The 19,698-nt window shown below is 43.4% G+C and carries 17 protein-coding genes and 1 pseudogene; 8 read left to right on the forward strand and 10 right to left on the reverse strand.

Annotated elements, in window-relative coordinates; all coding sequences use genetic code 11:
- The first annotated feature begins 11 nt into the window (after window positions 1–11).
- Window positions 12–509, forward strand: coding sequence for an ureidoglycolate lyase (locus G4D73_RS01995; protein WP_213687250.1), 498 nt, complete (start codon window positions 12–14; stop codon window positions 507–509).
- 57 nt (window positions 510–566) lie between these two features.
- Here the strand turns inward: G4D73_RS01995 and G4D73_RS02000 are convergent, their stop codons facing one another.
- The 5 genes and pseudogenes from G4D73_RS02000 to puuE form a co-directional block, all read right to left on the reverse strand.
- Window positions 567–1,280: an outer membrane protein OmpK gene (locus G4D73_RS02000; protein WP_114541707.1), complete on the reverse strand. Its 714-nt coding sequence runs from the start codon at window positions 1,278–1,280 to the stop codon at window positions 567–569.
- Window positions 1,281–1,407: 127 nt separating this feature from the next.
- A complete protein-coding gene (locus tag G4D73_RS02005) occupies window positions 1,408–2,766 on the reverse strand; it encodes a nucleobase:cation symporter-2 family protein (protein WP_213687251.1) in 1,359 nt (452 codons plus the stop codon).
- Between the two features lie 30 nt (window positions 2,767–2,796).
- Window positions 2,797–3,116: pseudogene (uraH, locus tag G4D73_RS02010) on the reverse strand (hydroxyisourate hydrolase).
- Entirely contained in the window at window positions 3,113–3,616 is a 504-nt protein-coding gene (uraD, locus tag G4D73_RS02015; protein WP_213687252.1) for a 2-oxo-4-hydroxy-4-carboxy-5-ureidoimidazoline decarboxylase, read from the reverse strand. Before uraD ends, uraH begins: the two are co-directional and overlap by 4 nt.
- Window positions 3,617–3,759: 143 nt before the next feature.
- On the reverse strand, window positions 3,760–4,722 hold the full coding sequence (gene puuE, locus G4D73_RS02020) for an allantoinase PuuE (RefSeq protein WP_213687253.1): 963 nt from the start codon (window positions 4,720–4,722) through the stop codon (window positions 3,760–3,762).
- A gap of 310 nt (window positions 4,723–5,032) precedes the next feature.
- Between puuE and G4D73_RS02025 the strand changes: the two genes are divergently transcribed.
- The 3 genes from G4D73_RS02025 (at window position 5,033) to G4D73_RS02035 (ending at window position 7,910) form a co-directional block, all read left to right on the forward strand.
- Window positions 5,033–6,082 (forward strand): aromatic ring-hydroxylating oxygenase subunit alpha, encoded by a 1,050-nt coding sequence (locus G4D73_RS02025; protein WP_213687254.1) that lies wholly within the window; start codon window positions 5,033–5,035, stop codon window positions 6,080–6,082.
- Window positions 6,083–6,331: 249 nt separating this feature from the next.
- A complete protein-coding gene (locus tag G4D73_RS02030) occupies window positions 6,332–7,636 on the forward strand; it encodes a type II toxin-antitoxin system HipA family toxin (RefSeq protein WP_213687255.1) in 1,305 nt (434 codons plus the stop codon).
- Window positions 7,629–7,910, forward strand: coding sequence for a helix-turn-helix domain-containing protein (locus G4D73_RS02035; RefSeq protein WP_004280265.1), 282 nt, complete (start codon window positions 7,629–7,631; stop codon window positions 7,908–7,910). Before G4D73_RS02030 ends, G4D73_RS02035 begins: the two co-directional genes overlap by 8 nt.
- 204 nt (window positions 7,911–8,114) lie before the next feature.
- Here G4D73_RS02035 and G4D73_RS02040 read toward each other — a convergent pair whose 3' ends face one another.
- The 3 genes from G4D73_RS02040 to G4D73_RS02050 form a co-directional block, all read right to left on the reverse strand.
- Complete coding sequence (locus G4D73_RS02040; RefSeq protein ID WP_213687256.1) at window positions 8,115–9,563, reverse strand: NAD-dependent succinate-semialdehyde dehydrogenase; 1,449 nt, start codon at window positions 9,561–9,563, stop codon at window positions 8,115–8,117.
- A 16-nt stretch (window positions 9,564–9,579) separates the two neighbouring features.
- Complete coding sequence (gabT, locus tag G4D73_RS02045; RefSeq protein WP_044110443.1) at window positions 9,580–10,842, reverse strand: 4-aminobutyrate--2-oxoglutarate transaminase; 1,263 nt, start codon at window positions 10,840–10,842, stop codon at window positions 9,580–9,582.
- A gap of 348 nt (window positions 10,843–11,190) precedes the next feature.
- Window positions 11,191–12,462, reverse strand: a complete 1,272-nt coding sequence (locus G4D73_RS02050; protein WP_228305206.1) for a Glu/Leu/Phe/Val family dehydrogenase — start codon at window positions 12,460–12,462, stop codon at window positions 11,191–11,193.
- A 328-nt stretch (window positions 12,463–12,790) separates the two neighbouring features.
- Here G4D73_RS02050 and G4D73_RS02055 point away from each other — a divergent pair, with 328 nt between their 5' ends.
- The 4 genes from G4D73_RS02055 (at window position 12,791) to G4D73_RS02070 (ending at window position 17,745) form a co-directional block, all read left to right on the forward strand.
- Window positions 12,791–14,293: a PLP-dependent aminotransferase family protein gene (locus G4D73_RS02055; protein WP_004646934.1), complete on the forward strand. Its 1,503-nt coding sequence runs from the start codon at window positions 12,791–12,793 to the stop codon at window positions 14,291–14,293.
- A 417-nt stretch (window positions 14,294–14,710) separates the two neighbouring features.
- Window positions 14,711–16,165 carry an amino acid permease gene (locus tag G4D73_RS02060; protein ID WP_213687258.1) on the forward strand — a complete coding sequence of 485 codons (1,455 nt, stop codon included), beginning with the start codon at window positions 14,711–14,713 and terminating at the stop codon, window positions 16,163–16,165.
- 367 nt (window positions 16,166–16,532) lie between these two features.
- Window positions 16,533–17,402 (forward strand): SDR family oxidoreductase, encoded by an 870-nt coding sequence (locus G4D73_RS02065; RefSeq protein WP_213687259.1) that lies wholly within the window; start codon window positions 16,533–16,535, stop codon window positions 17,400–17,402.
- Between the two features lie 172 nt (window positions 17,403–17,574).
- The gene (locus G4D73_RS02070; RefSeq protein ID WP_213687260.1) at window positions 17,575–17,745 is read left to right on the forward strand and encodes a hypothetical protein; all 171 of its coding nucleotides are present in this window, start codon (window positions 17,575–17,577) and stop codon (window positions 17,743–17,745) included.
- An 82-nt stretch (window positions 17,746–17,827) separates the two neighbouring features.
- Here G4D73_RS02070 and G4D73_RS02075 read toward each other — a convergent pair whose 3' ends face one another.
- Window positions 17,828–18,889 carry an enoyl-CoA hydratase/isomerase family protein gene (locus G4D73_RS02075; RefSeq protein WP_213687261.1) on the reverse strand — a complete coding sequence of 354 codons (1,062 nt, stop codon included), beginning with the start codon at window positions 18,887–18,889 and terminating at the stop codon, window positions 17,828–17,830.
- A gap of 20 nt (window positions 18,890–18,909) precedes the next feature.
- Window positions 18,910–19,683 carry an enoyl-CoA hydratase gene (locus G4D73_RS02080; RefSeq protein WP_004646938.1) on the reverse strand — a complete coding sequence of 258 codons (774 nt, stop codon included), beginning with the start codon at window positions 19,681–19,683 and terminating at the stop codon, window positions 18,910–18,912.
- Window positions 19,684–19,698 lie beyond the last annotated feature (15 nt).

Consider the following 19,698-nt stretch of genomic DNA (forward strand, 5'->3'; position numbering starts at 1 on the left):
TGATCAATGATATGTCTATGCAAAGTATAAAAATACAGCCTTTAAGCACTGAAAGTTTTCTGCCTTTTGGAGAAGTCATTGCCTGTCAGGGTAATCATTATTTTCATATCAATGAGCAGCAGACTGAGCGTTATCATGCCCTGGCTGAAGTAGAAAGTGACACCAAGGTCGGACTGAGTATTTTTAGAAATATGCAAGCTACGGCAATTCCTTTTCAAATCTCAATGCTGGAAAGGCATCCTCTAGGATCACAGGCTTTTATTCCGATGCACGGCCAGCAATTTTTAATCGTTGTAGCGCCTGAACTTGATTATACACAGCCCGATATTAGTCAGATTCAGGTATTTATCAGTGATGGTTCTCAAGGGATAAATTATCGTGCCGGAACCTGGCATCATCCATTATTGACCCTTGAAGCACCCAGCGAGTTTTTCGTAGTGGATCGTATAGGTAGCGGATCAAATTGTGATGTTCATCCTTTTCCTGAAAACATCCAGATCGTATTTTAAACGCATTAAAAAAAGCCCTTTTATCAGGGCTTTTAACTTATTTCTTCATCACTTTGCCTAGAAGTGATATTTCACTAAAGCACTGACATTATTTTCATCGGCATTTGGGATACCGAATTTGTTGTTCCAGATAGAATGTTCAATCCCCAGATATAAATTGGTGTCTGGAGAAATGTGTTTACCGACATTCCATTTCCATTGGGTGGTCCAGTTCATCTCGCTGTCATGAGTATCTTCTTCTGTAGACCAGTCCAAGAAGCCATCCACCAGAAATTCTTCAGTTCCCAGTTTAATTGGCACGCCGTAGGTCAGTGTCAACTGGTAATCATCATCAATATTCTCATTATTCACGCGATAAAGATTAATGCTAGCATAGCGGAAATAGGGAATTTCCAGATCGAAACCTACGCCGTAGAGGAAGTTATCAAAACCTTCTCCACCTTCCCAGGTCGTTGAGACCAGTACATCTTTAACCGGGCCAAAGGCAAGTTTCTGGCCTGATACTTCTCCCAAGCTTAAACGTGGTGAAAATTCAAAATAACTGGATTTAAAGTCATCTGCGCCGCGCATACGGTCAATGAAGAAGAAGACATCTGCATATTTTACTTTTGCCGTATATTCAAAGGTCGCAGTCGCCTGTTTCTCATCGACCACCTCATAGTTTTCTCCATAAAGTCCGGTGACACTGAAGTCTTGCCAGATCGGTTTTGCCTGTGCGGATGCCGCACCCAATACAAGTAATGTTGCAGCAGTAAGTTGAGTGAATTTCATAAATAAGGGTCCCCAATGGAATGAAAGAATCACATTCTGAATTAAGCAAAAACAAAGCCAACATTTTTAATTTTTGATAAAAAAAACAGCCCATTTTCTGGACTGTTTTCATCCTGGTTTAAATTTTCTAATGTGGAATCTTTGCCACAATTTCTGTAGTCGCTGTGCTTTTATTTTTAAATAGGTTCAGATGATTGAACAACAGGTTGAGTAAAATGGCCATTAAGCAGGTTGAGCTAATCCCCGAATGAAACAAGGTTTGCACCCATTTTGGAAAGTTGGCATAAAAGGAATGATCAATAATGGGAATCATGCCGGCTGCAATAGCCGTCGCAACAATGATAAGATTTTTTTGCTCGTTATAATCAATTTTAGCCAAGGTACGAATCCCGCTTGCAGCGACTGTTCCAAAAAGTACCAGACCTGCACCACCTAATACCGGTACAGGAATGGCAGCAATCAAACGTCCCATAATGGGCAATAAACCCAACACTACTAAAATCATGCCACCCGCAGCGACCACAAAGCGACTTTTAATTCCGGTAATCGCCACCAAGCCGACATTTTGTGCAAAAGCACTTTGCATAAATGAACCAAAAACCGGTGCCATCGCACTCGATAACATATCGGCACGCAAGCCATTCGAGATACGATCCGCATCCACTTTGGTACCTACAATCTCACCCACTGCAATGATATCTGCTGTGGTTTCGGTCATAATCACGAGAGTAACGATGAGCATGGAAATAATGGCTGTGAGCTCAAAAGTCGGTAGTCCAAAGGCGAAGAAGCTAGGTACCTGAATCCATGTCCCAGTCGCAACTTTAGAGAAATCACCAAAACCGAATAAATAGGCCAGTACTGAACCTAAAACAATTGCTAGAAGAATAGACAAGCGACGGATAGCGGCCTGTCGGCTCAAATTCAGGCAAATTACTAAAGCCAAGGTCATCAATGCCAGACCAATGTTCTCGACACTTCCCCATTCTGGTGCCTTGGGATTGCCGCCCATCATCCAGCGGACTGCCACCGGCAATAAAGACAAACCAATGATAGTAATGACGCAACCGGTCACGACTGGTGGAAAGAAACGGATAATTTTGGAAAAATAAGGTGCGAGGAAAAAACCGATCAATGATGCGACAATGACTGCACCGTAGACGGCTTGCAAACCACCGCCTGTAGTCACAATCGCAACCATCGTTGCGACACCGGCAAAAGAAACCCCTTGCACCAAAGGTAGTTTTGCACCGATATATTTCACCCCAACGGTTTGCAAAATTGTGGCTAAACCACCGACAAATAGCGCCGCCGCAATCAATAATCCAATTTGATAAGCTTCTAGGCCGGCTGCTGTTCCCACGATTAAAGGTGGTGCAATAATTCCACCATACATGGTCAGTACGTGTTGCAAACCATAAGCTGCACTTTTCCCCGCACCTAAATATTCATGTTCAGGTGATATTGTTTTACTTTGTTCTGTCATTTTTCTCACCCTCAAAGTCTAAATATAAAATCAGCTTCCGCGATATGTGGAGTACGCGAATGGGCTGATCAGTAAAGGAATATGAAAATGCTGGAATGCATCTTTCACATAAAAATGAATAACTGCTTTAGGAAAAAAGTTTCTAAACCCAAACCTTCAAAATAAGCAGATGTAAAAAACTCAAGACTATAGATACCTGTTTTTAAATCGACTATGCCAAAATCACTGACGCGGCCGTCTGTATTGGTTTTTGTCTCAGCAAGCAAGCGACCTTCTTCAGCAAAAAGTCGTACCACCACGTCTGTCGCAGGTTTTCCCAGATGTGTATCTAAAATATGCGTGCTAATCATGCATGAAGCTCCTGAGCCAGTCGTGACAAGGCAATTTCTGCCAGTTGATGATGGACAATACGTTTCTCAATCTCTGGATCATTTAGCAAACGATAGTTCAGGGCTTGAAGGACGTCTTCACTGCTCAATCCAGCAGCTTTGATCAGAAAGATAAACCCATATTTTTTTTCATAGGCAAGATTGCCTTTAAGCAGCGCGAGCTGGGTATCGTCATCTGCTGTAATGCCGGATTGCTCACGATGGGAAAAGTCTTTTTCTATTTCACTTAATTCAGCCTGTGCCTGTTTTTCACCTATACGGGGATGATTATCCAGCGCAGTTTTAATTTCATCCCAACTCCAGGTCGCCGCCTGTTGGTTCGCTGCACTCAAAACATCCTCAAGCGATGCATAAGGACGTTTTGCGGCAAGCTCGGTCGACCAGCTGGGTATTTGCACACAGTGCTTTAAAAAGATCATCGCATCTTCTGTTGATGCTTGATTAAATTCAACAAGTTGCACTATTCAATCGCCTGATTATATTGCTTGGTTATTTAAAACTGGTTTTGCAATAACAGTGCCAAAGCTGATGTGTTTGTTATTTTTATAAAGTACATGACTCAAAAAAGAGCATCTAAAATGATCTTTTCCAATATATTTTATGATTATGGCGCATGATGGTTATACCAGTGCTCGGCAATATCCCCACGGCGGCAAATCCAGACCTTGTCATGATTCTGAATATACTCTAGGAACTTTTGTAGTGCTTTAAAACGTCCCGGCCGTCCTAAAATACGGCAGTGCATGCCAATCGACAGCATTTTTGGCGCAGTTTCACCTTCGGTATAGAGCACATCAAAAGCATCTTTGAGATATTGATAAAACTGTTCCCCGCTATTAAAACCGCCAGGTGAACTGAATTTCATGTCATTGCTATCCAGGCTATAAGGAATAATCAAATGCGAACGTGTTTCCCCTGCCTGATTGGTCAAGGTGCTCCAAAATGGCAAGTCATCCCCATAGTAATCAGCGTCATATTTGATTTGAGGAAAATCAGCCAGAAGTTGACGGGTATTCGGACTGTCCCGACCGGTATACCAGCCGATCGGTGCTTCACCAAACAGGCTTTCCAGAACGCTGACCGCCTGATCCATATACTGACGTTCAAGTTCAAGCGGCATGTCCTGATAATGTAGCCAGCGCTGCCCATGTGAAACCACATCATAATGAGCTGATTTAATCGCCTCGACCACATAAGGATTACGTATTAAGGCCATACCGACTCCAAAGATAGTCATCGGCAAACCACGTTTCTGGAACTCCTGATGAATCCGCCAGAAGCCTGCACGTGAACCATATTCGTACATCGAATCCATCGACATATGTTTGTCTGGAAAGCTGGCAGCACCGATGATTTCAGATAAAAACTGTTCTGACCCCGTATCACCATGTTCAATGTGGTTTTCACCACCTTCTTCATAATTCAGCACAAACTGTACCGCGACACGCGCGCCGTTTGGCCATTGCACTTTTGGTGGTTCGCCATGATAACCAATCAGGTCACGCGAATAAGGTGCACTGCGAATGCTCTCGATAAGTTCTTGTCCGCGTAAGTAGCTAGTCGTCACATCAATTCCTTGTGGATTCTGAGTAAATGATCAATGGTCTATACGCGTGATAAGCAATTTATGCGCCAAAGTAGAGCATTGAAATTGAGAGCACGCTTTTTAAAAAATATTTTCAGCGAGATTTAAGCTTAGAAATATCCCATCTCAATATTTGCGTAGTTGAACATAAAAAACCTGGAAAGTTGCTTATTTTGTTTTTAATCGCTGGTCAGTGTTCTGATTTACGCAATCCTATATCCTGTTAATTGAAATTTCATAGAACACCTTGCTGTTTTATAGTCCAGCTAAAGGTCACGACACAGAATCCATTATGAATACAAATATCGCCACGTTTAGTCCCGACTTACCCGTCCATATGACATTCGAGGAACATGACTGGCATCTTTTGGCTCAGTACTGGTATCCGATTGCACTTGCGCGTGATATTACAGATCAGCCAACAAGTAGTATGCTGCTTGATATGCCGCTGGTGATTTATAAAATGAACGATGAACTGGTGGTGGCGAAAGATGCATGTCCGCATCGCGGTGTACCTTTAAGCTTGGGAAAAAATGACGGCAAAGGCGTGGTGTGTCGTTATCACGGTTTACGCTTTGGCAGTGAAGGTAAATGTAACCGTATTCCTGCACATCCTCAGCATAAAATATCGGAGCGCTTCCATCTAAAAACTTATGCTGCGGTAGAAAAATATGGTCTGATCTGGTGTTCGTTAAGCGCTGAAAAGGATGCAGAACCTCATATTCCTCATATGCCTTTTTGGGATGATGCTGAGTATCAGCAACTGGTCTGCCCTCAGATAGACATTCAATGTTTTGCAGGAAGACAGCTCGAAGGTTTTATTGATGTGGCACATTTTGCCTGGGTGCATCCCGATACTTTTGGTGATCCGGAGGATGTAGAAGTTCCTGATTACAGTACGACAGAAACGGATGTTGGTTTTAATGCAGATTATATCAGTAGTGTGGGACGTTATCCGATCGGAACAGAGCAGCGTGGCCAGGAAGATTTTAAATGGTTACGTCATTTTGAAGTGAGCCTACCCTTTACTGCAACCCTTACGATTCATTTTCCGAATGATGCCAAGCAGGTCATCATGAATGCGGCTTCACCGATGACTGCGCGTTCAACACGACTTTTTGCACCTATTTGCCGCAATTATGATAAAGATTTACCGGTTGAAGATGCCTATGCCTTTAATATGAAAATTTTCGAGGAAGATCGTGTGATTGTGGAAAATCAGAAACCTGAATATTTACCTCTGGACTTATCTTTAGAAGCGCATTTTCCGGCAGATCGAAGCTCGAGTATGTACCGAAAATTACTACGTAAACGGGGATTTAGTCCTTTATTTGCTGCTTAAAATTTTATTCAAAAGAAAGATTCATAATAAATAACCAGGGTTAGAGCTCCTCTGATATTTAAAAATTAATTGGGTTATATATTGATTTCTATGAGGATACATCTTGTTATATAGCCTCATAAGCCTTGTATTCTGGTGAAGATAAGGCCTTTTAGAACGATAAAGAACTTTAAGAAGATAAAATTAGTTTTTTATTAAAATAGGTATATAATAAATAAAATCACTTTACTTTACTATTTTAATAAAATTATGGATCAATATTGCACACTGCAGATTTATCAGGAAGATGAATGGCTGGATTGCGCTATTGTTGAGATTGTCGGTCAACAACAAACTGGATGGCAAGCAGCCACGCGCACATCATATCTATTTGAATATGCTATTTCTTATATGGACCTAAGCGATGGGCATGCGCTAGCCTATCATTTACCAGTAAATGTGCAAAATACCTTGCAATCTACCTGGCCAGCCTTCCTGATGGATTTGTTACCTCAAGGTTATGGCCGTAAAGAATTACTCCGTCAGCTTAATTTTTCTGAAAACACTCAGGAACAAGCAGACTGGGCGCTTCTAAAAGCGGGTGCAGGTAATCCGATTGGTAATTTACGGATTAAAGAGGCTTATGAATGGCTACAGGGGCAGTTTCCTGTTCAGCAGAATCATGGCTTTAGCCTAGACCAAGTCGTAGAACGTCAAGAAAACTTTATTGAATCCTTAGCCTCTCATGGACTTTTTATTGCCGGCTCTTCTGGTATTCAGGGCGAGTGGCCAAAATTACTGCTGACTCAAGGTCATGATGACCTGTTCTATCTGGATCACACGCTGACAGATCATCAGGTCAAACAGCATTGGCTGGTGAAATTCAGTCGTGGCAGTGATCAGAATCTAGATAAAATTTTGATGCACGAAGCCTTATATATGAAAATTGCCCAATACCTGGGACTTCGTGTTCATCAGGAACTGGAGCTGCATGGTAAGACTTTATTTATTCCCCGATTTGACCGTAAAGTCAGCGATGGGAAGGTTGAAAGAATTGCCCAGGAAAGTATTGCTTCTCTGGGAGGAAAAGCCGGTTTTGGGGTAAGAATGACCCATAACCAGATCTGTAGCCTGTTGATGCAATGCTGTACTGAACCAAAACAGGAAATCTTTGAATATTTGAAGCGTGATCTTGCCAATGTCGCTTTAGGCAATAAGGACAATCATACCCGTAATACAGCGATTCAACGTTTCAATAATGGAATCATTCGACTAACCCCATTATTTGATTTTGCGCCGATGTGGCTACATCCAGATGGTATTGCCCGAACTACGCGTTGGGAGCGAGATGATCATGGTGGTATGCCAATTTGGCATTCAGTCATTGAACAGATTGCCGAAAGCACGATGATTGATCCAAAAGAAATCAAAGCGGTGTTAATCGAACAATTACCACTTTATCAGGGATTACTCGAGCACATGCAGTATCTGCAATTGGCACCTGAAATTCTGGAAAATAGCCAGTATCGAATTGATAATATTTGCCAACAATTGGAGGAGCTGAATTATGGATAAACGCTTCAAGCCACTGACTCCGATTCAACAGATGCAAAAGAGATTGTCTGTACTTGAAACCGTCAGTAACAATCCTGACTGGCCTTTTCATCAGGTTGCTCGCTTCATTCGTACCGAGTTGCACCTCACACTCAACGATATGGCTAAAATTACCAAGATTGCTCCCCAGACTCTACAGAAAATGGAACAACCTGAAGGCAATCCAACACTCAAGTCTATGCAGAAATTACTGGATGCTTTTGGTTTAAAGTTAGAAATCAGGGTTAAATCCTGATGATAATCTGATGCTTTAATTGATATTTAGGGGAATTTTAGAGAAGAAGAATGACTTAACAACTGAAAATATACCCTCCTCCAATCTGTTTATTGAGTCCTTGCTCCATCGCAGGAATCCCGGTTTAAATTAAACACGGGATTCACTGGAGGCTGATATTTTCTCATCAGTTTTTTAATGAATAAGTTTACTTTTTAAACATCATTATGAAGAAATATCAACACAGAGATATTTCATTTCAAGGTATTCATCCATACCGAATTTAGACCCTTCACGGCCTAACCCTGATTGCTTGACTCCACCAAATGGCGCAACCTCATTAGAGATAGCTCCGGTATTGATTCCCACCATACCGTATTCTAAGGCTTCACCTACACGCCACTGACGTGCTGTACTTTGGGTAAATACATAGGTAGCCAGACCGAATTCTGTATCGTTCGCCATCTGAATTGCTTCTTCTTCAGTCTTGAAACGGAATAACGGCGCCAACGGTCCAAAAGTTTCTTCTTTTGCCACACGCATCTGCTGAGTAACTTCAGTCAGAAGCGTTGGCTCGAAGAATGTACCGCCCAGATTTGAGCGCTGTCCACCGGTTTTCACCTCTGCACCTTTGCTCACTGCGTCGGCAATATGTGACTGCACTTTTTCAATCGCAGCCTCATCAATTAATGGACCTTGGGTAGAAGCTTCATCACGGCCATCACCGACTTTTAGTTTGGCAACGGCAGCCACCAGTTTTTCTACCAGCGCATCATAAATGCCATCTTGTACATAAATCCGGTTCGCACAAACACAGGTCTGCCCACTGTTCCGGAATTTACTGGCCATGATGCCCTGTACCGCCTGTTCAAGATTGGCGTCATCAAAGACCAGAACCGGTGCATTGCCACCAAGTTCTAAAGACAGTTTTTTGATGGTCGGTGCACATTGCTGCATCAGGATACGGCCGACTTGAGTCGAACCGGTAAAGCTTAACTTTTTCACAGTTTCGCTTTCACATAAGACCTGACCCACTGCAACCGCATCACCACTAACATGCAGCAATACATCTTGTGGCAAACCTGCGCGCAAGGCCAAAACTTCAAGCGCATAGGCGGTTAAAGGTGTTTGTTCAGCCGGTTTAACCAGCATGGAACAGCCAGCAGCCAGAGCTGGCGCGGCTTTACGGGTAATCATCGCCGCCGGGAAATTCCATGGCGTGATCGCAGCTGTTACCCCAATCGCCTGTTTAACGACCAATAAACGCTGATGGGCAAGCGTTGGTGTCAACACGTCACCATCAATACGGCGCGCCTGCTCGGCAAACCAGCGGATAAAGGAAGCGGCATAACCAATTTCACCACGCGCCTCAGCCAGTGGCTTACCCTGTTCAGCAGTCAGAATCTGAGCCAAAGATTCTTTATGTTCCTGCATCAGATTGAACCAGGCCCAAAGCACATCCGCACGTTCGAGGGCTGTCTTGGTTTTCCAGGCTTTTTGGGCTTGCTGAGAACGAGCTATCAGCTGTTCTACAGATGTCCGGTCATGGGATTTTACCCAGGCCAAAGTGGCTTGGGTTGCTGCATCTTTGACTTCAATATATTCATCCGTGGCAGGCTGATCGAAGCTGATATCAGGATGCTGTAATAAATCTCTATATTGCGCTTGAAGCATGATCATTACTCTTTTATTAGGCTGCGACAGACAGTGCAAACCCTTGTTTCAAGATAGCCAATCCCGCACGGAACTGTTCTGCCGGAATCGTGAGCGGGTATAGGAAACGGATTACATTACCATAACGACCGCAGGTCAGGATTAACAGACCATTTTGCATGGCATGGTTTTGTACAGCTTTTGCCTGTTCCGCAGTTTCAAGCTCAACCGCCACCATTGAGCCCAGTGCACGAATATCTTTGACCATGCTAGATGACATTTTCAGTTCATGTAAAACATCAACCAGTTCTGCGCCTAGATCATTCGCTCTTTCACAAAGACCTTCTTCTTCAATGATATCCAGTACCGCATGGGCAGCCGCAACAGCAACCGGGTTACCGGCATAAGTACCGCCCAATCCACCTGGATTTGGTGCATCCATGACTTCAGCACGACCTACAACGCCTGAGATCGGGAAACCGCCGCCTAGACTCTTGGCCATTGTAATCAGGTCTGCCTTGGTCTCATAATAATCCATCGCAAACAGTTTACCTGTACGCGCAAAACCAGACTGTACTTCATCAGCAATCAGTAAAATGCCGTTTTGATCGCATAATACACGCAAGCGTTTCAGGAATTCTGCTGGCACCACATTAAAACCGCCTTCGCCTTGTACAGGTTCAAGCACAATTGCTGCTACGTCATGCGCAGCAATATCTTCTGCGAAAATGTCTTCAATGCTTTGAATTGCATCATCAACACTAATGCCTTTGGATTCCACCGGATAACGGGCATGGAAAACACCACCAGGCATCACCCCAAAGTCGCGTTTATAAGGTGCAGTTTTACCGGTCATGGCCATCGTCATAAATGAGCGACCATGGAAACCATTGCCAAAAGTCACGATGCCATGACGGCCAGTATGGGCACGGGCAATTTTAACTGCATTTTCGACAGCTTCAGCACCAGTCGAAAAGAATGAGGTTTTTGCAGCACCTTGAATTGGAGCGCGTGCATTGATACGTTCTGCCAGAGCAACGTAACTCTCGTATGGTACAACCTGATAAGCCGTATGGGTAAATTTGGTTAATTGTTCAGTGACCGCAGCAATAATTTTAGGGTGACGATGGCCGGTATTCAGTACGGCGATCCCGCCCGCAAAGTCGATATATTGATTGCCTTCTGCATCCCAGATGGTCGAGTTTTCTGCTTTCTCTGCGTACCATTGACACATGACCCCAACACCACGTGGTGTCGCCTGCTGTTTACGTGCATTCAGTGCTGAGTGTTTACTGTCCATTTTGTATCCTCATTCTTGATTCATACGTTGTAAATTTTGCTATCCGGATCTTGGGATAGAAATTTGCCAAAGACTGGCTGATGTTGTTCATTTTGCGCTTTTACGCGTATGAGACGAGAGCCATTATTGAGTAATTCAAAGGAGCCAATTGATCTATTTAAAACGAGTAAAATAGTCAAAATATAAAATTATTTTATTTATAAACAATTATTTATATTTATAATGAAAATTGGCTCCTTTTTAAATAAAGAAGCCAATTTAAAAACCCATTGCAAAAATTTACGATGGGTCATCATGGATTAAATCTAGTCGTTTTTATGGATTAATTCATCTTGCAAAAAACTTCGCTTAACCCGGATAGATGCCGCGTTCCTGACGCGCCATTAAAATCCGCTCACAGGCCAGAATATAAGCGGCTGTACGCAAAGAACATCCGGCCTGGACTGATTTTTGCCATACATCCTGTACCGCATTTTTCATGCTGGCATCCATACGCTGATTAATCTCTTCCTCGGTCCAGAAATAACTGGCCAAATCCTGAACCCATTCAAAATAGCTGACCGTCACGCCACCCGCATTGCAGATTACATCTGGCACCACGGTAATATGACGCTCACTCAGAATTTCATCCGATTCAGTCAAAGTGGGACCATTGGCACCTTCCAGAATCATTTTGGTCTGAATATTTTGCGCGACCTGAGTATTAATCACACCTTCCAGCGCTGCCGGAATAAAGACTTCGGCAGGAATGGTCCAGAAAGCTGATGCAGAAATTTCATCGCTGGTAGAAAATCCCTGAATTTTATGGTGGGCATTTGAGTATTCAAGCAGCTTTTTAATATCAATCCCCTCTTTCTGATACAGGGTGGCAGAATGGTCCTGAACACAGATCACTTTGCTGCCATTTTCCTGGAAAAGCAGCGCAGCTTCACTGCCCACATTACCGAAACCCTGTACACAAACCCGAGCATTTTTTAAATCCAGACCGATTTGCTGGGCAACTTCACGACCGCTAATAAATACGCCGCGACCTGTAGCTTTACTGCGGCCTAAAGACCCCCCTAAATGAACCGGCTTTCCGGTCACTACACCAGTAATCGTAGAACCCGCATTCATGGAAAACGTATCCATCATCCAGGCCATGATTTGCGGATTGGTTCCAACATCCGGCGCCGGAATATCTTTTTGCGGTCCAATAATTAAATTGATTTCTGCCGTATAACGTCGGGTCAAGCGTTCCAGTTCGCGCTTGGAAAGCTGGCTCGGATCAACTCGCACACCGCCTTTGGCACCGCCAAAAGGTAAATTTAGAGCAGCACATTTGATCGTCATCCAGGCCGACAGAGCCATCACCTCATCTAAATTGACATCTGGATGAAAACGCACGCCGCCTTTGCCTGGACCGCGAGTTAAATTGTGCTGAACACGATAGCCTTCAAAATGCTGAACCGTACCATCATCCATGATGACCGGAACATCGACAATCAAACTGCGCTTTGGGCGTCGCAGCATGTCCAGTCGTTCACTCAGCTCACCCAGATAAGGCGCTACTTTATCTAGTTGCTTAAGATAATTGTTCCAGGCCGTTGTACCTTGCTCGGTATAGGTCAATCCTTTCATCATCATGTTCATTCTATGATCCTTTTGTTATATGCAGTCGTATGTCCTGGCGGCTGCAACACATCTCTATTCGGCTGTTATGGCAATCATTGCTTGATTCAGGTCTTAGTTCAGCGAGCTCCAAACAAAATCAGTGTCTAGATTTTCCGCTTTAGTTTTAATCGGTATCTGTGTATATTGCCTGCCCGCCTGTATGCTCGCATTCAAGCCGCAGGTACATGATCAAAACGCATACAAGACACTTTACAATGACTGCCTGATCAGACTATTTTGCACCTAGCAATACCGCTCTCACGAGAGCCATTTCAAATTTGTAGGAGAGAGCCAATTGCGTAGCTTGCTTGGAGATTATTTACTGCAGCGATTGCAGCAAGATGTCACAGGAACATTACAGATGCGCCTGTTCCGCTGCTTGCGTAACGCGATTATTGATAGCGTATTGGCTCCCAAAACCCGCTTGCCTGCATCACGTGATCTGGCTAAAGAGATTCAGGTATCGCGTAATACGGTGTTAAATGCCTATGAACAATTACAGGCACAGGGTTATGTTGATGCCCGTACCGGTCAAGGTACCTGGGTAGTAGAGAAATTACCCGAATCCTTTTTGGTGAAGGCAGAACAGAATTCTCCTGCCGTTGCAGAAAAAAAAGCACAGCAAAATTATAATCTGTCGCAACGCGGTTCTTACTTGCTCGGCTATTCCGCGGCTTCGCCTTATCAATGGGGAGCCTTTGTACCGGGCGCACCCGATGTAACCGAATTTCCGCATCATATTTTCAGCAAAATCCAAACGCGTTTGAGCCGTGAACCTCAAGTTAACAACCTGATTTACAGCAATGCCGGTGGCTCCCTAGAACTGCGTCAGGAGCTGGCAGAATATCTGAAAATTGCCCGTTCAGTGCAGTGCGATGCTGATCAGATCATTATTACCGAAGGCACCCATCAGGCGATTGATTTGGTCTCGCGTACTTTAAGCGACATAGGCGATGAAGTATGGATCGAAGATCCGGCTTATTGGGGTGCGCGTAATATTTTACGAATTAATGGTGTGAATCTGCGTTCCTTACCGGTCGATCAGGAAGGGATTATCCCCGATCTACATCCCAAAAAACCGCCTAAGCTGATTTTTGTGACGCCGTCGCATCAATATCCTTTGGGCTCACATTTAAGTTTAGAACGGCGCAAACAGTTAATTGCACTGGCACGCCAGCACAATAGCTGGATTGTTGAAGATGATTATGACAGTGAGTTCAGGTTCTCGGGCCAGCCCTATCCTTCTTTACAAGGTTTAGAGCCGGATTCTCCGGTGATTTATATGGGGACGTTCAGTAAGACGATTTATCCGGCCCTGCGTATTGGCTATTTAGTGGTACCAAAACAGCTCTTTTCTTCATTGCGAATTGTAGCTTCGGAACTTTATCGTGGTGGTCACTTAATCGATCAGCAAACACTGGCTGAATTTATCCGTGAAGGACATTATGAAGCGCATATCCGACGGATGCGTTTATTGTACGGTAAACGCCACGCTTTTTTAATTGACCTGATTCGCCGACATTTAGGTGAAGATTTTCTGCATGAATACAATACCGCCGCCGGTTTGCATCTGATTTTAAAATTGCCGAGCAGCAGTGATGATGTCTTGATTGCATCCAAAGCGCTTGAACTGGGAATCAAGGTCAGAGCATTATCGCAATACTATACCAAACATTATTCGACTCGGCAGAAAGGATTATTACTAGGCTTTGCCTGTGTGAGTGAACAGGAAATTCTGGTGGCTTTCGGGATATTGTTAAAGTGCTTGCGTGAGCATGGGATCCGCACTTTAACTTAGTAAAAACTTAAGGATCAATACAATTATATTTTTAAAATCAAAAAGCTTTCATTTATTTTTAAAAGGGAACGTAAACCTGCTTTTAGCCTGATATTTTAGGTAGGCTTTATTTTTCTGTAAATATGGCCTGCTTATATTTTTTATCTCTTAAGCCAATTGGCTCCTTTGAATTGCTCAAAAATGGCTCTCGTCACTTTACAACAAAAAAGAGAAATTAACTGCATACATGAACAGCATGTAACCGTACTTTAATCAAAGTGTGATCCTGTCTATAGGGCTACAAGGATTCATTTTATTAAGATTAACTTAATATTGGTCAAGCACTGATGAATTCGGTTACAGTTTCAAAGGATAAGATAGCGTAAGCCAAATAAGGAATTTTATTGCCGCTACGCTATTGATATTAAGGGAAATTATATGGCAGAACATCAACATTTCTCCAATTCCGAATCATCAAACGGCTTAAAAAACGGACTTAAATCACGCCATCTCACCATGATTTCAATTGCCGGTGTCATTGGTGGAGCACTCTTTGTCGGCTCCGGTAATGTCATCTATTCTGCAGGGCCGGCTGCACTCATTGCTTATACTCTAGGTGGACTATTAGTTTTACTCATTATGCGTATGCTGGGAGAAATGGCAATATTGAATCCCGACAGCGGTTCATTTTCAACCTATGCGGACCGAGGAATCGGGCGCTGGGCTGGATTTTCTATCGGCTGGTTATACTGGTCTTTCTGGACGTTGCTCATGGGCTGGGAAGCCTTTGTTGCCGGGAAAATCCTAAATAGCTGGTTTCCATTTATCCCGATCTGGGGCTATATGCTTCTGGTCACTGTAGCGCTGGTCTGGATCAATCTCCGTGACGTAAAAAACTTTGGTGAATTCGAGTTCTGGTTTGCCCTGATTAAAGTTATTGCCATTGTACTGTTCTTGGTATTTGGCAGTCTGGCCGTGATGCACCTTTGGCCTTGGGGTGATGCCTCTATGCTCGGCGGTACGACTCATCTAACCGCTCAAGGCTTTATGCCAAATGGCTTTTCATCCGTCATCACAGCCTTATTGGGTGTAATGTTTGCTTATATGGGCGCAGAGATTGTCACCGTAGCAGCAGCTGAAACCAAAGATCCCGCCAAGGAAATTCGTAAGGCCGCTAATTCAATTGTATGGCGTATCATTTTATTCTATGTCGGTTCAATGTTGATCACAGTTTGCCTGATTCCACACAATAATCCTTTATTGAAAGATCCGACTTGGGGTACGTATAGCGTGGCTCTTACCGCACTCGGTATTCCGGAAGCGCGCCATATTGTTAACTTTGTCGTGCTCACCTCGGTATGTAGCTGCTTTAACTCCGCACTTTATACCTGTTCACGCATGGTCTATTCCCTCTCGAAACGTGGAGATGCCCCAAAGAGTTTTGGTTTAACCAACCGCAATAACAGCCCATGGGTAGGTGTCATCTTTTCAAGCCTGTTTTCTTTCGTGGCGATCTATCTGACTGCCACCGAAAGTATGAATATTTATGATGTCTTGATGTTAGCGACGGGTACAGTATCTTTATATGTCTATCTGGCCATTGCGATTTCTCAGCTTAAGTTACGTAAAAAAATGGAAGCTGAAGGACAAAATATTCCATTCAAGATGTGGTTATTCCCATGGCTCACTTATCTGGTCATTATCTTTATTGTCGGTGCTTTAATTACCATGATTATTGAAGGAACCTATTTTAAAGAAGTGGTTTATACCAGTGTGCTTGCATTATTTATTGTGGGCTTAGGCATCTGTGCACAAAAGTTTAACTGGGGTAAAGCCTCAGCCAAAAAGGAAAAGGCAGCACAGGCCAGAATTAATTTAAGTGATAATCTTTAATTTATTTCTATAGAAATTTTTTAAATACATCAGAATGAATAAATGGAGAGTTAACAAACTCTCCATTTATTTTATATATGAGTTCGGCAAAAAAGGCGTATGTATGTCTAGATTTTAAATCTCCGTTGATACTTTACCTTTCCTAATCAAATTTCACCTTTCAAGACCACCTTAACTATTTAAGTGTAGCCAGAAGCTGTTCCATTAGCTTTTTCTGTTCTGATTGGTCAACCTGATCCGTTTCAATGAATAATTGATAAATCTCGAATACATTCTGTTATGAAATGTTGAGTCCAGCCTCATTTTGCCCAAAAGCTTCTAATATATTTTTTCTTATATGGCCACAATCATTGGAATTGGAAAAGATATGAATCATTATCCTGAAACCCCAGCTTCAACTGAAACCCAAGACCATCAACCTGGCGTGCAAACCCAAATGGACCCTGCACCGGAAATTATTAAACCGCATTATAAAGGCAGTGAAAAATTAAAAGGCAAAGTTGCCTTGATTACTGGTGGTGATAGCGGAATTGGCCGCTCTGTATCGGTCTTATTTGCCCGCGAAGGTGCAGATATCGCTATTTGCTATCTGGATGAAGATCAGGATGCACGGGACACCAAAAAAATGGTGGAAGATGAAGGCCGACGTTGCCTGCTGATTCAATGTGATTTACAGGATCAAGATGAAATCAAGAAAATGGTGGAACAGACCCTTCAGGAATTTAAAACGATTAATATTCTGGTCAATAATTCCGGGGTTCAGTATCCGCAAGAAAGTATTAGCGATATCTCGCCCGAGCAATTACTTAAAACATTTAGTGTGAATATTCTGTCGATGTTCCACCTGACTCAGGCGGTAATTCCGCATATGCAAGAAGGTGACAGCATTATCAATACCACCAGTATTACCAGTTATCATGGACATGATCAGCTGATTGACTATGCCAGCACGAAAGGTGCCATCACGACATTTACCCGAAGCCTTTCCACCAATTTATTGAAAAATAAAACCGGCATTCGTGTCAATGGTGTCGCGCCAGGGCCAATCTGGACACCACTCATTCCGAGCAGTTTTGATGAAGAACAGCTTAAAGATTTTGGTAAAAGTACCCCAATGGGCCGCATGGGCCAGCCAAGTGAAGTAGCACCGGCGTATTTATTTCTGGCCAGTGAAGAAGCCAGCTATATTTCAGGTCAGGTGATTCATGTGAATGGCGGCAGTATTATTAATGGCTAATCTGGCACAGAAGATAGCGGTTCTAGCTGACCGTTATCTTCATCTATTTAATCTTTAGATTTTCATATTTTAAAAAATTAGGTTTTTATAAAATGATTCCAACAAATACTTACCCTTGTAAAAATAAGCTCTTGTTATAGTAATTTCAGCCAAACCTGATGAGTATATTAAGATGCCTAGAGGTGACAAATCAGCTTATACCGATAAGCAGAAACGGCAGGCCAAACATATTGAAGAAAGCGAAAAAGAACGTGGTCGTTCTGAGGAAGAAGCCGAACGTATTGCCTGGTCAACGGTCAACAAACAAGATGGTGGCGGCAAGAAAAAGAAAACGTCCCACTAAATAGAATTCATGTCGATGAAAGTATGGGACAGATACAAAGACCCTCTATAATTAAATTATAGAGGGTCTTTTAGCATCAGCTTTAAGTAATATTTTCGATACGCTGCTGAGTCCATGCTGGCCAGAGCTTTTCCAGTGTTTGTTCAAATTCTGCATTCTCGGTTCGCCACTGCGGATTTTTGTCTTTATCAATAATCAGCGCACGAACCCCTTCAATAAAGTCGCCCTGCTCTAACCAGACATCCTGCAAGTCCCGTTCCAGTTGCATACATTTTTCTAGCGACAAATTCTGTCCGGCTTGCTGTAACTTCAGGCTGGTTTGCTTGGCCATAACCGGACGTTGCTGCAAAATGGTCCGCATTTTATTGGCCCATTCCTGATCAGTTGCGTTACTTGTATGAGCAAGACTCTGTTCAATTTCCTCAAGGTGTTGATAGCCAAAATGCTGATTAATCAGATCTGCACGTTTTTGCAGCTCGCTTTCTACTGGATGAGTAATATAGGAACTAATAATCTTTTGGATCTCAATCGGGTTTAATACCGGAGCTGCAATCAATGTTGCTTCTAGTTCAGCAAAACGCTCACTCGGCATATGATAATCGACCAGGTCCAGATACAAGGCATCACTGCTACTGATCTGCTCACCGGTTAATGCCATATAGACACCAACTTCATCCAGCCGGGACAAAAAATGGGTGGCTCCAACATCTGGGAAAAAACCAATCGCAGTTTCTGGCATGGCAAAACGTGATTTTTCACTCGTAACTTTGATATGACAGGCTTGAGCCAATCCAAAGCCTCCGCCCAGTACATAGCCATCCATCATCACGATCACGGCCTTTGGAAAATTACGCAAGGTGCTCAGCATCTTATATTCAGTGGCAAAAAAATCCTGATATTGGGTATTGCCGGCCTGATAGCTGTCATACAGATAGCGGATATCTCCTCCGGCACAGAACGCCTTGGGACTGTTGGAATTGATCAGAACCGCTTGTACTTGTGGTTCATGCAGCCACTGATCGAGTTGCGCCTGAATGCCCTGAATCATCGCCAGGGTTAAGGCATTTAAATGGCTGGTGCGGTCCAGGCTGATAATGCCCAGACTTCCTGCGACCCGTATCGCTAAATTATTTTCATCACTCATTTTATTTTCCTATTTTTGTTTTATTGATGGGTAAATTTGGCTGGGCGTTTTTCCACAAAGGCCTGCATGCCTTCCTTTTGATCGGAACCGGCAAAAATGGAATGGAATACCCGGCGTTCAAAGCGCAGGCCTTCAGCCAGGCTCACTTCAAAGGCCCGATTAATTGATTCTTTAATCATCATCACGGCAGTAAGCGATTTTTCAGCAATTTTCTCGGCAGCTTGCAGGGTTTGTTCCAGCAATTCTTCCTTGGCAAAAACCCGAGCGACCAAACCACTTTGTTCCGCTTCCTGCGCCCCCATCTGCCGTGCAGTCAGGCACATTTCCATGGCTTTGGCCTTACCAATCGCCAAGGTTAAACGCTGGGTCCCGCCAATGCCGGGCAACACGCCTAAGGTAACTTCGGGCAAACCAAATTTTGCATTATCAGCGCAGTAAATAAAGTCGCACATTAAAGCCAGTTCGCAACCACCACCCAAAGCATAACCACTCACTGCGGCAATTAAAGGTTTACGACGCTGCGCAATTCGATCGGCCAGACTGAAAAAATCATCCAGATAAATTTGCGGAAAATTCAGATCTGCCATTTCTTTAATATCGGCACCAGCGGCAAAGGCTTTTTCCGAACCGGTAATCACAATACAGCCAATTGCCGGATCTTTTTCCAGCTGATCCAGTGCCTGATTGACTTCAACAATCAGCTGGTTATTCAGTGCATTTAACGCTTGTGGGCGGTTTAAAGTAATTAGGCCGACCCCGTTACGCTGTTCGAGTAAAATCGTTTGCCATTGCATGAGATAAATCCTTTT

The organism is Acinetobacter sp. WY4, assembly GCF_018438165.1.
Classification (GTDB): Bacteria; Pseudomonadota; Gammaproteobacteria; order Pseudomonadales; family Moraxellaceae; genus Acinetobacter.

Coding starts and splice junctions, on each gene's coding strand:
- G4D73_RS01995 (WP_213687250.1), top strand. CDS start 12: ATGTCTATGCAAAGTATAAAAATACAGCCTTTAAGCACTGAAAGTTTT.
- G4D73_RS02000 (WP_114541707.1), bottom strand. CDS start 1,280: ATGAAATTCACTCAACTTACTGCTGCAACATTACTTGTATTGGGTGCG.
- G4D73_RS02005 (WP_213687251.1), bottom strand. CDS start 2,766: ATGACAGAACAAAGTAAAACAATATCACCTGAACATGAATATTTAGGT.
- G4D73_RS02025 (WP_213687254.1), top strand. CDS start 5,033: ATGAATACAAATATCGCCACGTTTAGTCCCGACTTACCCGTCCATATG.
- G4D73_RS02030 (WP_213687255.1), top strand. CDS start 6,332: ATGGATCAATATTGCACACTGCAGATTTATCAGGAAGATGAATGGCTG.
- G4D73_RS02035 (WP_004280265.1), top strand. CDS start 7,629: ATGGATAAACGCTTCAAGCCACTGACTCCGATTCAACAGATGCAAAAG.
- G4D73_RS02040 (WP_213687256.1), bottom strand. CDS start 9,563: ATGCTTCAAGCGCAATATAGAGATTTATTACAGCATCCTGATATCAGC.
- gabT (WP_044110443.1), bottom strand. CDS start 10,842: ATGGACAGTAAACACTCAGCACTGAATGCACGTAAACAGCAGGCGACA.
- G4D73_RS02050 (WP_228305206.1), bottom strand. CDS start 12,462: ATGAAAGGATTGACCTATACCGAGCAAGGTACAACGGCCTGGAACAAT.
- G4D73_RS02060 (WP_213687258.1), top strand. CDS start 14,711: ATGGCAGAACATCAACATTTCTCCAATTCCGAATCATCAAACGGCTTA.
- G4D73_RS02065 (WP_213687259.1), top strand. CDS start 16,533: ATGAATCATTATCCTGAAACCCCAGCTTCAACTGAAACCCAAGACCAT.
- G4D73_RS02070 (WP_213687260.1), top strand. CDS start 17,575: ATGCCTAGAGGTGACAAATCAGCTTATACCGATAAGCAGAAACGGCAG.
- G4D73_RS02075 (WP_213687261.1), bottom strand. CDS start 18,889: ATGAGTGATGAAAATAATTTAGCGATACGGGTCGCAGGAAGTCTGGGC.
- G4D73_RS02080 (WP_004646938.1), bottom strand. CDS start 19,683: ATGCAATGGCAAACGATTTTACTCGAACAGCGTAACGGGGTCGGCCTA.